This window comes from Gallaecimonas zhanjiangensis, from assembly GCF_057624825.1.
Map to the genome: position 1 here is coordinate 670,662 of NZ_CM172603.1, position 13,113 is coordinate 683,774.

Annotated in this window: 12 protein-coding genes; 9 read left to right on the forward strand and 3 right to left on the reverse strand. The window is 60.1% G+C overall.

Annotated features, from left to right (window positions below; genetic code table 11):
- Positions 1–44: 44 nt before the first annotated feature.
- The 8 genes from ptsP (at position 45) to dapE (ending at position 8,517) form a co-directional block, all read left to right on the forward strand.
- Positions 45–2,294, forward strand: coding sequence for a phosphoenolpyruvate--protein phosphotransferase (gene ptsP / locus AC22G1_RS03150; protein WP_487315484.1), 2,250 nt, complete (start codon positions 45–47; stop codon positions 2,292–2,294).
- Between the two features lie 38 nt (positions 2,295–2,332).
- Positions 2,333–3,133 carry a sulfite exporter TauE/SafE family protein gene (locus AC22G1_RS03155; protein ID WP_487315485.1) on the forward strand — a complete coding sequence of 267 codons (801 nt, stop codon included), beginning with the start codon at positions 2,333–2,335 and terminating at the stop codon, positions 3,131–3,133.
- 8 nt (positions 3,134–3,141) lie between these two features.
- Entirely contained in the window at positions 3,142–3,939 is a 798-nt protein-coding gene (lgt, locus tag AC22G1_RS03160) for a prolipoprotein diacylglyceryl transferase (protein ID WP_123422348.1), read from the forward strand.
- Complete coding sequence (gene thyA, locus AC22G1_RS03165) at positions 3,936–4,730, forward strand: thymidylate synthase (protein WP_487315486.1); 795 nt, start codon at positions 3,936–3,938, stop codon at positions 4,728–4,730. The genes lgt and thyA overlap by 4 nt, the downstream gene beginning before the upstream one ends.
- Before the next feature lie 142 nt (positions 4,731–4,872).
- Positions 4,873–6,048, forward strand: coding sequence for a Na+/H+ antiporter NhaA (gene nhaA / locus AC22G1_RS03170; protein WP_487315487.1), 1,176 nt, complete (start codon positions 4,873–4,875; stop codon positions 6,046–6,048).
- On the forward strand, positions 6,048–6,419 hold the full coding sequence (locus AC22G1_RS03175) for a hypothetical protein (protein WP_487315488.1): 372 nt from the start codon (positions 6,048–6,050) through the stop codon (positions 6,417–6,419). The genes nhaA and AC22G1_RS03175 overlap by 1 nt, the downstream gene beginning before the upstream one ends.
- Position 6,420: 1 nt before the next feature.
- A complete protein-coding gene (nhaR, locus tag AC22G1_RS03180; RefSeq protein ID WP_050659837.1) occupies positions 6,421–7,320 on the forward strand; it encodes a transcriptional activator NhaR in 900 nt (299 codons plus the stop codon).
- A 54-nt stretch (positions 7,321–7,374) separates the two neighbouring features.
- A complete protein-coding gene (dapE, locus tag AC22G1_RS03185) occupies positions 7,375–8,517 on the forward strand; it encodes a succinyl-diaminopimelate desuccinylase (protein ID WP_487315489.1) in 1,143 nt (380 codons plus the stop codon).
- A 27-nt stretch (positions 8,518–8,544) separates the two neighbouring features.
- Here the strand turns inward: dapE and olsF are convergent, their stop codons facing one another.
- The 3 genes from olsF to AC22G1_RS03200 form a co-directional block, all read right to left on the reverse strand.
- The gene (gene olsF, locus AC22G1_RS03190; protein ID WP_487315490.1) at positions 8,545–10,239 is read right to left on the reverse strand and encodes a bifunctional ornithine lipid synthase OlsF; all 1,695 of its coding nucleotides are present in this window, start codon (positions 10,237–10,239) and stop codon (positions 8,545–8,547) included.
- Between the two features lie 88 nt (positions 10,240–10,327).
- Positions 10,328–11,113 (reverse strand): UDP-2,3-diacylglucosamine diphosphatase, encoded by a 786-nt coding sequence (locus AC22G1_RS03195; RefSeq protein ID WP_487315491.1) that lies wholly within the window; start codon positions 11,111–11,113, stop codon positions 10,328–10,330.
- Positions 11,114–11,230: 117 nt separating this feature from the next.
- Entirely contained in the window at positions 11,231–12,628 is a 1,398-nt protein-coding gene (locus AC22G1_RS03200) for a M20/M25/M40 family metallo-hydrolase (protein WP_487315492.1), read from the reverse strand.
- A gap of 131 nt (positions 12,629–12,759) precedes the next feature.
- Here AC22G1_RS03200 and AC22G1_RS03205 point away from each other — a divergent pair, with 131 nt between their 5' ends.
- Complete coding sequence (locus AC22G1_RS03205) at positions 12,760–13,059, forward strand: ArsR/SmtB family transcription factor (RefSeq protein ID WP_050659832.1); 300 nt, start codon at positions 12,760–12,762, stop codon at positions 13,057–13,059.
- Positions 13,060–13,113: the final 54 nt, after the last annotated feature.

A 13,113-nucleotide genomic window follows, 5' to 3' on the forward strand; every position in this document is an offset into this window, starting at 1 on the left:
GCCTTGCGCCAAAGGTGGCTTTGGTCATTTTGGGGGAACCATAGATGTTGACGCAGTTGCAGCGGATAGTGCAGCAGGTCAACAGCGCCGCCTCATTGGATCAGGCGGTCAGCTGGCTGGTCACTGCCATCTGCGAGCTGATGAATACGGAAGTCTGCTCCATCTACCTGGCAGACGCTGATGTTGGCCAATTGCAATTGCTGGCCACACAGGGCCTGACATTGCCCCCCGGCACCATCTGCACCTTGTCTTACCAAGAAGGCCTGGTCGGGCTGGTCGCCTCCCGTGAAGAAGCCATCAACCTGGCCGACGCCCAAAACCACCCTGCTTTTAAACTCATCGAAGAACTTAACGAAGAGCTGTTCCAGTCCTTCCTCGGGGTGCCCATTATCTATCGGCGCCGGGTACTGGGGGTATTAACCGTCCAGCAGCGCGACGCCCGGGTCTTTGATTCCGAAGAAGAAGCCTGCCTGGTCACCCTGGCCAACCAGTTGGCACCGGCACTGGCCAACGTGGAAGAGCGCACCCGCCTTTTGCGGGCGCAAACCGGCTGGAAGCGCTCGGCCACCGGCCTTGCCGGCTCGCCGGGTATCGGCATGGGCGCGTGTCTGGTGCGTATTCCGGCCATGACTTTCGACGACCTGCCCCACGGTGGGGAGGTGGAGGTCAGCCTTGAGCTCAAACGCTTTGACCAAGCCATCGACAGCACCCAGCAAAGCCTCAGAGCCCTTGCCAAACGGCTGGATTTGCCGAGCCAGACCCAGGCTATTTTCGAGCTTTACGTACAGTTGCTGGCACCGGCGAGCCTTGGTGACCCAGTGCGAGCTCTTATTCGCGCCGGCACCAGTGCCGAGTGGGCCCTTAAAGCGGTAGTAGAAGAGGCCATCGACAAATTTTCGGCCATGGAAGACAGCTACCTCAAGGAGCGGGCCACTGACCTTAAAGACGTGGGCCTGCGGCTGTTGCAGGCGCTCTGCATCGGGCAAATCAACAGGGCCATTCCTGACGATGACCTGATCTTGGTCGCCGACGAAGTCACCGCCACCATGGTGGCCGAAGTGCCCCGCGAGCGCCTTAAAGGTATTGTTTCGCGCCGGGGCTCGGGCCATTCCCATGCCGCCATCCTGGCCAGGGCCATCGGCATTCCGGCGGTGCTGGGGGTGTCGTCACTGCCGCTGTCGGCGTTGCCGGGCCGGCGGATGATCATCGACGGTTACACCGGGCGCTGCTTTATCGACCCGGAGCCCGGCCTAGAGCGCGAATATCGCCGCCTTATCCTCGAAGAAGCCACCATTTCCAAGGACGTGCTGGCCAGTGCCCAGGGCCCGGCCCTCAGCCAGGATGGCGAGCGGGTCAAGGTGTACATCAATGCTGGGTTGTCTGCCGACACCGACGTGGCGGCGGGGCAGGGAGCGGACGGTGTTGGCCTGTATCGCACTGAAGTGCCCTTTATGCTGGCCAGCCGTTTTCCGGGAGAAGAAGAGCAGTTCCGGCTCTATTCCCATGTGCTGTCGCGCTACCCCGGGTTGCCGGTTACGCTGCGCACCCTCGATGTGGGCGGCGATAAACCGCTGCCTTACTTGCCTATCGAAGAGGACAACCCCTTCCTGGGTTGGCGCGGCATTCGCATCACCCTGGACCAGCCGGATATCTTCCTTATCCAGCTCAAAGCCATGCTCAGGGCCCACCAGCACCACGGCAACCTGCAAATTCTGCTGCCGATGATTTCCTCAGTAGCCGAGGTAGACGAGGCCCTGCGCCTGATGCGCCAGGCCCATTTCGAGCTTTGCGAAGCCATGGGCGCCTTTGAGTTGCCCAAGGTTGGGGTGATGGTGGAGGTGCCCGCTTCCTTATACCTGCTGCCAGCACTGGCAGAACGGGTACAGTTTGTTTCCGTTGGCAGTAACGACCTCACTCAATACCTGTTGGCGGTGGACCGCAACAACCCCCGGGTGGCGGAATTGTTCCGGCCATTCCACCCGGCGGTGGTACAGGCCCTTGCCCAAATTCAGCGCCAATGCCAGGAGCTGGGATTACCGGTGTCGGTATGCGGGGAAATGGCCGGAGAGCCCCTGGGCTTTACGCTTTTGCTGGCGCTGGGCTACCGCCATCTTTCCATGAATGCCAGCCAAGTGGCCAGAGCCAAGCACCTGTTGAAGAAGCTGTCCTTGGCTGATTTGGAAAAACTGCGCCCGCAACTTTTGGCCAGCCTCGACGCCGACGAGCTGGGTTGGCAGCTACGCGAGCCCCTGACCCAGGCCGGTTTTGCCCATTGGTTAAGGGCGGGCCGCTAGGGTACTATGGACGCCTTTTTTGAGCCCAGGAGTCACCGGTGCTGCTTGTTGTAGGGGTTTGCCTTGTCCTTGGCCTTATCGCCGGCGTGTTGTCGGGGCTACTGGGGATAGGCGGCGGCCTGGTTATCGTGCCCACCCTGGCTTGGTTGCTGCCCAAAATGGGGATAAGCCACGATCTGGTGATGCCCATGGCCCTTGCCACTTCCCTTGCCACCATCTGCGTGACTGGCATGTCGTCGGTGATGGCGCACCAGCGGCGCCATTCGGTGCCTTGGGCCCAGGCCCGCTGGCTGGTTGCCGGGATGATCGTCGGTGGCCTGCTGGGAGCCCAGGTGGCATCCCTGGTAGGCGGGATGATGCTCAAGAAGTTTTTTGGGGGCTTTTTGTTCTTCTCGGCCTGGCGGATGCTGGCCAGGAAGAAGCAAGCCTCGACCCCTTCTGATGCCCTGCGCCTTTCCAACCCGCTGCTGGGGTCCATTAACATCGGTGTCGGTATGCTGTCATCCATGCTCGGCATTGGCGGTGGTACCCTGCTGGTGCCGCTATTGACCTTTGCCGGCATGGCCATGACCCAGGCCGTGGCCGCTGCCGCCACCTGCACCCTGGCAGTGGCGGTGGCCGGTACCTTGTCATACGCCATCAGCGGCATGCACCAAACCGGGTTGCCCCACGGCAGCCTGGGCTTTTTGTATCTACCGGCCCTGCTGGCCTTGTTGCCAGGGGCTTTTTTCATGGCACCGGTCGGTGTGCGCTTACTGCACCGGGTGCCTGCCGAGAAGGTGAAAATCGGTTTTTCAGTGCTGCTGGTTCTGGTGGGGCTGGAAATGCTTATTAACTAGGAAGGAATATGTCCACACCGCTTCATTTTCCCCATATCGACCCTGTTGCCTTCAAGATAGGGCCGCTGCCGGTGCACTGGTACGGCATTATGTATCTGGTGGGCTTTTTCGCCGCCATGTTCCTGGCCAACCGCCGCGCCGACAAACCCGGTTCCGGCTGGGACCGCCAACAAGTCAGCGATCTGCTGTTCTATGCCTTCCTCGGGGTCTTGCTGGGTGGCCGTATCGGTTATGTGATCTTCTATCACTTCGACCTGTTCCAGGAAAATCCGCTTTATCTGTTCCGGGTCGACCAGGGCGGCATGTCCTTCCACGGCGGCCTTATCGGCGTCATCCTGGCCATGCTCTATTTTGGCCGCAAGACCAAGAAAACCTTCTTCACCGTGGCGGACTTCGTGGCGCCCATGGTGCCTATCGGCCTTGGCATGGGCCGCATTGGTAACTTCATCAACGGCGAGCTGTGGGGCCGGCCTACCGACTTGCCCTGGGGCATGATCTTCCCCACCGGCGGCCCGGTGCCGCGCCACCCCAGCCAGCTCTATGAAGCCACCCTCGAGGGCTTGGTGCTGTTTTGCATCCTGTGGTGGTTCTCTTCCAAACCCCGGCCCCGTGGCAGCATCTCAGGTCTGTTCTTGCTGCTGTACGGCGTCTTTAGAAGCCTGGTGGAATTTGTGCGCGAGCCCGACCCGCAGCTCGGTGAGCTGGGCGGCTTTATCACCATGGGCCAGGTATTGTCGCTGCCGATGATCATATTTGGCATCGTGCTGCTGGTGTGGAGCGTTAAACACAAAGGAGACAAGGCATGAAGGCCTACCTTGACCTGATGCAGAAGATCCTCGATGAGGGCGCTCAGAAAGCCGACCGCACCGGCACCGGCACCTTGTCCATCTTCGGGCACCAGATGCGGTTTAACCTGCAAGAAGGCTTCCCGCTGGTCACCACCAAAAAGTGCCACCTGCGCTCCATCATTCACGAGCTGCTGTGGTTTTTGAACGGCGACACCAACATCGCCTACCTCAAGGAAAACGGCGTCTCCATCTGGGACGAATGGGCCGACGAGGACGGCAACCTGGGGCCGGTATACGGCGCCCAGTGGCGCAGCTGGCCAGCCGCCGATGGCCGTCATATCGACCAGTTGGCCAAGGTGATGGCGCAGCTTAAAAATGACCCCGACTCCCGGCGCATCATCGTGTCGGCCTGGAACGTAGGGGAACTGGACAACATGGCCTTGGCGCCTTGCCACGCCCTGTTCCAGTTCTATGTGGCAGACGGCAAGCTCTCCTGCCAGCTCTACCAGCGCAGCTGCGACGTGTTCCTTGGCTTGCCGTTCAATATCGCCAGCTACGCGCTGTTGACCCACATGGTGGCCCAGCAGGCCGGGCTTGAGGTGGGGGACTTTGTTTGGACAGGTGGCGACGTGCACCTTTACAGCAACCACCTGGAACAAACCCGGCTGCAATTGTCCCGCGAGCCAAGGGCGCTGCCCCAGCTCAAAATATTGCGTAAACCGGACAGCCTCTTTGACTACCGCTTCGAGGATTTTGTCATCGAAGGCTACGACCCCCACCCCCATATCAAGGCCCCTGTCGCCATCTAAATGAAGCCGCCCTGTGCGGCTTTCTTTTTTGTACTACACTTCGGTTAATTCTTATCTTTTGGTGAGAAGAAAGGAATTTTCTCTAATTAACATCTCCTTTAGTCTGGGCAGATGTTGCGCAATTGAGGCGAAGTGTCTGCCGATGAAGGCTTTTTTCCGATCGTTATTTACCCCCGAAACCCGCGGCGGCACCTTGCTGATCCTGGCGGCCGTGCTGGCCATGGTGTTGGCCAACTCACCTTGGGCGGGGTATTACGAACGGTGGCTGGAAACCCCTCTGGTGGTGCAGGCCGGGCCTTTGCTGGTAGACAAGCCCTGGCTGGCCTGGGTGAACGACGGCCTGATGGCGATCTTCTTCTTGCTGATCGGTATCGAGGTCAAACACGAGATGGTCAGTGGCGCTCTATCGAGCCCCAAAAAGGCGGTGCTGCCGGTTATCGCCGCCCTTGGCGGCATGCTGGCACCAGCGCTGGTGTTTTTGATCTTCAACATGGGCGACCCCATCAACCGCCAGGGCTGGGCCATTCCGGCCGCCACCGACATCGCCTTTGCCGTGGGTGTGCTGGCGCTGCTGGGAAAAAGGGTGCCGCCGGCCCTTAAGATCTTCCTGTTGGCGCTGGCCATCATTGATGATCTGGGCGTTATCATCATCATCGCGCTTTTCTACACCAGCGAACTGTCCACCCTCAGCCTGGCGGTTGCCGGTGGGGCCATCGTGGCGCTGGTGGCATTGAATCTGCTGAACGTAAAACGGCTGCTGCCCTATCTGCTGGTGGGGGCTGTGCTTTGGGTCAGCGTACTGAAGTCTGGCGTCCATGCCACCCTTGCCGGTGTCATCATCGGCTTTCTTATTCCCCACAAGGTGGGCAAGGACAAACCTGCCCATCGCCTGGAGCACATGCTGTCGGACTACACCGCCGTGCTTATCCTGCCGCTGTTTGCCCTGGCCAATGCTGGCGTGTCCCTCAAGGGCCTGAGTCTTGACAGCCTGCTGGCGCCGCTGCCGCTCGGCATTATGTTGGGCCTCTTTATCGGTAAGCCGCTGGGGGTGTTCAGCGCCACCTGGCTGGCGGTTAAAGGCGGCATGGCGTCGCTGCCGGAAAACACCAACTGGCGGCAGATTTTTGCTCTGGCGGTGCTGTGCGGTATCGGCTTTACCATGTCCATGTTCATCGCCTCTTTGGCTTACCAGCATGAACATGTCATGTATGACACCTATTCGCGCTTAGGGATCTTGGCCGGCTCCACCATCGCGGCCGTGGCAGGTTACTGGCTGATGAAGCGCTCCCTGGCACCGCCCAAAGAGGAGGTCACCTGATGAAAGCTGCTCTGCTCGCGCTGGGGCTGTTTAGCCCCCTGGCTATGGCCCAGGAGCCGCTGTCGCACTTTGAAGAAGTGTGCCTTGGCCAGAAAGACTCTACCCGCTGCCGCGACTACCTGATTGGCGTGGTCGATGGTGTCAAGATGCAACACGACAGCGGCGCGGCAGCCAACCAGGGCTACCTGGACAGGGCGAAATCCCAGCGCATCGGCGGACGCATGGATTACATGCGCAGTCGCCTGTGCGAAACACCCAACCCCGATAAAGACAAGCTGCTCAAGGAACTGCGTACCGAGATCAACGATGCCGGTATTCAATCAGAGCAGGATCTTCTCACCTACTTGAACAAGGCATTCAGTTGTCAGTGATATGGCGCACCTGAACTATAACCACCTGTATTATTTCTGGATGTTGGTTCGCAAGGGTTCCCTTGCGGCCGCTTCCGAGGCGCTTTGCGTAACCCCCCAGACCATCTCCGGCCAGCTCAAGCTGCTGGAAGGGCGCATGGGACCCTTGCTGACCAAGCGTGGCCGTCGCCTCGACACCACCGAGCTTGGCCGCATGGTGTTTCGCTATGCCGACCGTATGTTCAACCTGTCCTACGAGCTTATCGACATCCTCGACTATCAAAAGCACGAGTCGGTGCGTTTTGATGTGGGGGTGGCCGATGCCCTGTCCAAATGGGTGGTGGCGCAGCTGCTGCGTGTGGCCTCGCCCCCGGACATGGAAGTGGCGCTGAGCTGCTTTGAGTCGCGCCACGAGCTGCTGCTCGATGAGCTGAAAAGCCACAAGCTGGACATGATAGTCTCCGACTGCCCCATCGATTCAGCCGCCGAGCCGGGGCTGCATTCGCGGGCCATCGCCGATTACTCCCTGGCTTTTTTCTGCCGCGACAAGCTTGAGCTGCCTTTCCCGTTCTGCCTGGAAGAGCGGCCGCTGCTGCTGCCAAGCCGCAAGACCGCAGCCGGGCGCGAGCTTAAAAGCTGGCTGGATGAGCAGGGCCTTAACCCCACCATTGGCGGCGAGTTTGACGACTCGGGCCTGATGCAGGCCTTTGGCGCCGTGGGCCGCGAGATCTTCGTAGCGCCAGCGGTCAACAACCAGCAGTTCGAGCAGAACTTCGGGGTGCATTGCCTGGGCGAAACCGACGCGGTGAAAGAACGTTACTACGTGATTTTTGCCGAGCGGATGATCCAGCACCCGGCGGTGGCCAGGCTTTGCAACCTGGAGCCGGAGACGCTGCGTTTTCATAGCTTCTTTGATCATTAAACTGTCAAAGCCGTCTGCTTAGATGGCGTCCAGGTTTGTCACCTGGACGCCACTATGCCACTTCTTGTTGCTGCTCAATGCCAGTCCGAGCTTGCCCATCTGCAAGCCCTTATCGACCGCCCCTCCATTACCCCCGACGACGCCGGTTGCCAGCCCTATATCGCAGCGCAGCTAAGTCGCCTGGGCTTTGAAATTCTGCACCTGCCAAGCCAGGGGGTAGCCAACCTCATCGCCTGGCGCCCCGGTACGCCAAAGTTGGCTTTTTGCGGCCACACCGATGTGGTGCCCGCCGGGCTGCATTGGCAGGTAGACCCCTTTACCCTCACCGAAGTGGGGGGCGAGCTGTTTGGCCGCGGTATCGCCGACATGAAAGGCGGCATTGCCGCCTTTCTTACCGCCATTGAGCGGGCCTTGGCGCAGGGCGCCAACCTCGACGGCCTGATGGTGCTGCTCACTGCCGATGAAGAAGGGGAAGCCGAACACGGCTCGAGGGTGATTGCCGAGTTTCTGGCGCGCCAGGGGAAATTGCCGCCCTGGGTGCTGGTAGGAGAGCCCACCGCCCGCAGACTGAGCGGCGATACCTTGCGAGTGGGGCGGCGCGGCGCCATCTCCGGGGAGCTGACCCTGAGCGGCAAAGCCGGGCACGTGGCCTATCTGCAATCGCGGGAGAACCTGCTGCACCGGGCCATGATGCTGGGCGCCGAACTTTGTGCCTTACCTTGGGACCAGGGCGCGCCGGATTTTCCCGGCACTGCCTTTCACCTGACCGGCCTTGAGCACGGCCAATGGCTGGATAACGTCACCCCGGGCAAGGTAACGCTGCGCTTTAACCTGCGTTATTCCCACCACACCAACGCCGAGCTGATTGACCGGCGCATCCGCGCCTTGATGCCAGCGGATTTGGTGGGCGAGCTTAGTTGGAGCCGGCCCTGTGAGCCGTATTTTTCGAGCTTTGACGAACAGCAGCCCAACTTTTTGACGGTGGTGGAAAAGGCGGTGTTTGCCGGCCTTGGCCAGTTCCCGGTGCTCTCTACCGCCGGCGGCAGCTCCGATGGGCGTTTCTTCCGTGCCCACGGCGCTCAGGTGATTGAGCTCGGCCTACCCAACGCCACCATCCACCAGGCTAACGAGCGGGTCAGCAAGGCCGAGTATCTGCGCCTTATCGATATCTACGAGACCTTACTGCTGAGCCTGTAAAAAAGGCCCCTCGCGGGGCCTTTTTTATCACTGATGACTTTCGATGTAGCGGGCGCGCTTGTTGTCCTTGAGCTGGCTGACATCCACCAGCACCAGGCCGTCGACGCAGTCGCCAAAATCCGGGTCTACCCCGAAATCGAGGAACTTGACGCCGCCCGGCTCACAGACTTCGGCGTATTGCTTGTAGAGGGTAGGGACGCTGGCGCCCATGCTGGCCAGTTTGTCCTTGAGCTGCACGAAGTCGTGCTTGTAATCGTCACCCTTGAAGGTGGCGGTCAGCGCCTCGAGGGTCTGGCTGTCCAGCTGATAGGGGGTGTGGTGGCGGGTGCTGAGGTTGTCTTTACCGAAATAGTGACGGTAGAAGTACACCATCAGATCCCTTGCTGCAGGCGGGAAGTTGGCCGACAGCGACACCGGCCCGAACAGGTAGCGGTAGTGGGGGTTTTTGGCCAGAAAGGCGCCGATGCCGAGCCATAGGTAATCGAGGGCTCGTTTGCCCCAGTAGGCCGGCTGCACGAAGCTGCGGCCAAGCTCCAGACCCTGTTCGAGGATAGGGTCCATGTCCGGGCCGTAATTGAACAGGGTTTGGCTGTACAGGCCCTCGCGGCCAAGGCGCTTGGCATCGGCCAGGCGGTAGGCACCGGCGATCTCCAGGCGTTTTGGGTCCCACAGCACCAGGTGCAGGTAGTTAACGTCGAACTGGTCGATATCGCGGCGCTTGCCGGTGCCTTCACCCACGGCGCGAAAGGCGATTTCCCGCAGCCGGCCGACTTCACGCATCAGGGGGCAGTCGGGCTGGTAGTGATAGAGGTGAATTTGCATGCCGTCTGGGGTCTGGCCTAGCAGTTGGCAGTGGCTCAGCACCTGCAATAGCACCTGGCGGTCTTCACGGGGGGCGATGGCGGTTTCGGTCTTGAACGGCAGGCGCTTTTGGGTGCCCACCCGGTACAGGTGCTTTTTAAAGAGCTTGATTTGGGTCCGCTTGGGCAGGGCCTGGATGCTGTCGAGCTGGCTGTGGGGGATCAGCTCGCCGATATGCACCTGCAGCTTCTTGTGGCGCTGCTTGAACATCTCTTGCACCAAAAGGCCAGTGGCCAGCGGCTTATAGAGCATGGAGGTGGAGTAAAATAGCGCCGAGTTACGGGCTTCGAGGCGAATGGGCAGAATGGGCGCCTTGCTCTGGCGGGCCAGGCGTAAAAAGCCTGATTGCCAGCGGGTGTCACGCACCCCTTGGGGGCGCAGCCGGGACACTTCCCCGGACGGGAAGATGATCACCGCTTGGTTTTGGTTCAGGCATTCTTGGATGGCCAGCAGCTGGCTCTTTTGAGTGCTGCCCACCATGTTATTGACCGGGCACAGCAAGGATTGCAGCGGCTCGACTTCACTCAGCAAGGCGTTGGCCACCACTTTGACATCGCGGCGCACTTCACTGACCAGCTTTAACAGCGCCAGGCCGTCCAGGGAGCCGATAGGGTGGTTGGCGATGATCACCACCCGCCCGCTTGCCGGGATCCGCTCTTTTTCGCGGTCAGCCACCTGGTAGGAGAAATCGAAGTAGTTCAGCACTTCTTCGACAAAATCCAGGCCCTTAGCGTGGCGGTGCTGCTCTTTAAACTGGTGAAATTCCTTTTCCTTGAGCAGCTGGCGGAGAACCGGGGTCAGCGCCTTTTTGTAAGGCAGCTGGGGAAAATGACGTTCCAGTACATTTTCGACGGTGAACATGGTGTGGGTCCTGTCGGCGGATACTGACCACAGCCTAGGGACCCAAGATGGCGTTTCGCTAACACTTTGGTGACGCTTTTATGACCAGTTAGGCCGCCTCAACCAGAGCGCCTTGCTGGCTTTGGGCCAACACCTTCTGTTGCTCTGTCCAGTGGATAAGCTCCAGCTCGCCGTCTGCTTTCTCGACGATAAAAGAGCAGCTGTCCACGAAGTCGCCGGTGTTGAGATAGAGCAATCCCTGGCAGTTCTCCATGGCTGGCTGATGGATATGGCCCAGCACCACCCCGGCGCAGCCCGCCTGCTCGGCAGCCTGAATGGCGGCCTGGCGATAACGGCCAATGGCGGCCTGAGCCTTGCCGATACGCCTTTTGATGTAACCGGCCAGCGACCAGTAAGACAGCCCCAAACGCCGGCGCAGCCCCTGGCACAGCCTGTTCAGCCACATCAGCACGTCGTAGCCGAGGTTGCCCACCAGCGCCTCGAAGCGGCCCAGGCAGACTGCGGCGTCAAACTCGTCGCCGTGGGTCAGCAGCAGGACTCGGCCATCTTTAAGGGTGTGGCGGCCTCGGCGCTCAACCGCCATGTTGGCCAGGGCCCGGCCACAAAAGCGCCGCAGCGGGGCGTCGTGATTGCCGGGAATGTAGAGAATGCGGGTGCCTTTGGCGGCGAGCCGTTCAAACTCCAGCAATACCTGGGAGTGGCTGGCCGGCCAGTGGCTGCGTTTACTCATGGCCCAGAGATCAATGACATCTCCAAGCAGGTACAGCGTGTCGCAATGCAGGTCCCTGAGCAGGGCCAGCAGGTAATCGGCTTTGCAGTCCTTGCTGCCAAGGTGCAGATCCGACAGAAATACGGCGCGGTGTGGCTGGGTCATGGTTGGATGCTCCGAACATGAGTTCGGGAATTCAGGCTAGGCAGGCGCAGTGACAGAGCCTTGACGATTGCATGACGCTTCTATGAAAAAGCCCGCCTGGTGGCGGGCTTTTGTCGCTTATTCGCCGAAGTTGCCTTCGGGAATGGGGCGCAGCGGGCTGTCGTTCTGCGCGGCAAGATAGACAGTGGCTACCCAGGCCGCCACGTTCTGGGCCAACTGGGCCGGGTCAATCTTGTTGAGGGTGTCGTCGGCGGTGTGGTGATAATCAAAGTAGTAGGTGCCGTCCTGGCGCAGGCTAACGACCGGCACGCCCTGGTAAGGCAGCAGGCTCACTTCCGAGCCGCCACCGGCCTGGTTGTCGCCCATGTCCACACCGATGGGGCTCAGCACCTTGTTAAGGGCGCCGCGCAGCGCCTCGCCTTCAGGGCCGAAGCGGGTGTCGATGCGATAAACCCGGTCGGCGCCAAAGTCAGACTCGCCAGCCAGCACATGCTTGGCCAAGTCTTTGCCCTTGTGCTGCTCAACATAGGCTTTGCCGCCCCAAAGGCCGGTTTCTTCGGCGGCGAAGAACACCACCCGGATGGTGCGCTTGGGACGCTTGGGCAAGTCCTTGATGAGCTTGCCTGCGGCTGCGGCAATGGCGATACCGGCGCCGTCGTCGATGGCGCCCTGGCCTTCGTCCCAGGAGTCCAGGTGGCCGGCGATGAGCACTATCTCGTCAGGCTTTTCGCTGCCGGTCACCTCGGCAATCACGTTATGCACCGTGGTTTGTGGGCCGGGCTCGGCGGTCATGGTCAGGTGCAGTTTGACCGGCTTGCCAGCTTGCAGCATGGCGGCCACTAGGTTGGCATCGGGCACGGCAAGGGCTGCAGCCGGGATCTTGGTGACATCGTCCTGGTAGTGCATCATGCCGGTGTGGGGAAAGCGGCTAAGGCCGGTGCCCACCGAGCGGATAAGCACCGCTTTGGCGCCCAGTTTGCCCGCTTCTACGGCGCCCATGGCGCGCCCGGCGACGGTGGTGCCGTACTGAAAGCCGTTTTGCACTCGGGCCATGGGTTTATCGATAAAGACAATTTTGCCAGCAACGGCGTTGCGGTCTGCCGCCTTGAGGGCATCGATATCGGCAAAGCGCACCACCTCGGCATCAATGCCTTTGGCATCGGTACCCACCGAGCCGCCAAGGGCGGTCAGCACCAGGTGTTGGCGATAAGGGGCGCTTATCTCGGCGTGAATGGTGCCGCGGGCCCAGGTGGGGATGGTCAGGGCCTCGGTGTAGACCTTGTCAAAGCCCAGGCTTTTGAGCTTGGCTACGGCCCAGGTTTCAGCCTTCTTGTTGTTTTCGGAGCCAGCCAGGCGCGGGCCCACTTCCACCACCAGGGATTTGACCAAGTCGTAAGCCTGATGACTGGCCAGTGCTTGGTCCCTCAGTTTTTCTGCGGTCTGGATATCCTGCTTTGAGACGGCGGCAGCCGCCGGCAAACTGGCGAAAAGCAAAGAAACAAGCAACTTACGCATGGTTATTCCCTTAGAAGTTCAGTCAAGCTTCAGCTAATTCGCGGTTAACTTATCACGCAGTCTATTACTGTGCGGTTTTACTCGACCAGTTGTAGACGTGTTGCGTTGGCTATTCAGAAGGAGACGTTGTTATGACGTATTGCAGTGAGAGCTTGGTTGAAGAGGCGACCCCTGCCGTTACCCTGCTGAAAGCCATGGCCAACGAGAGGCGCTTGTGCATTCTCAAAAACCTTCAAGAAGGGGAGTTATCTGTGGGGGAGCTGAACGACAGGCTCAACCTCAGCCAATCTGCCCTTTCTCAACATCTGGCATGGTTACGCCGGGATGGACTGGTTCGGACGCGCAAGGAAGCTCAGACCGTTTTCTACTCGTTGCAAAGCGATGAGGCGGAAAGGGTCATCGAACTGTTGGACAGGCTGTTCAGTCACTAACGAAAAAGTGCCTAAATAAAAAAACCGGCGAAAGCCGGTTTTTTTTCGAGCTCA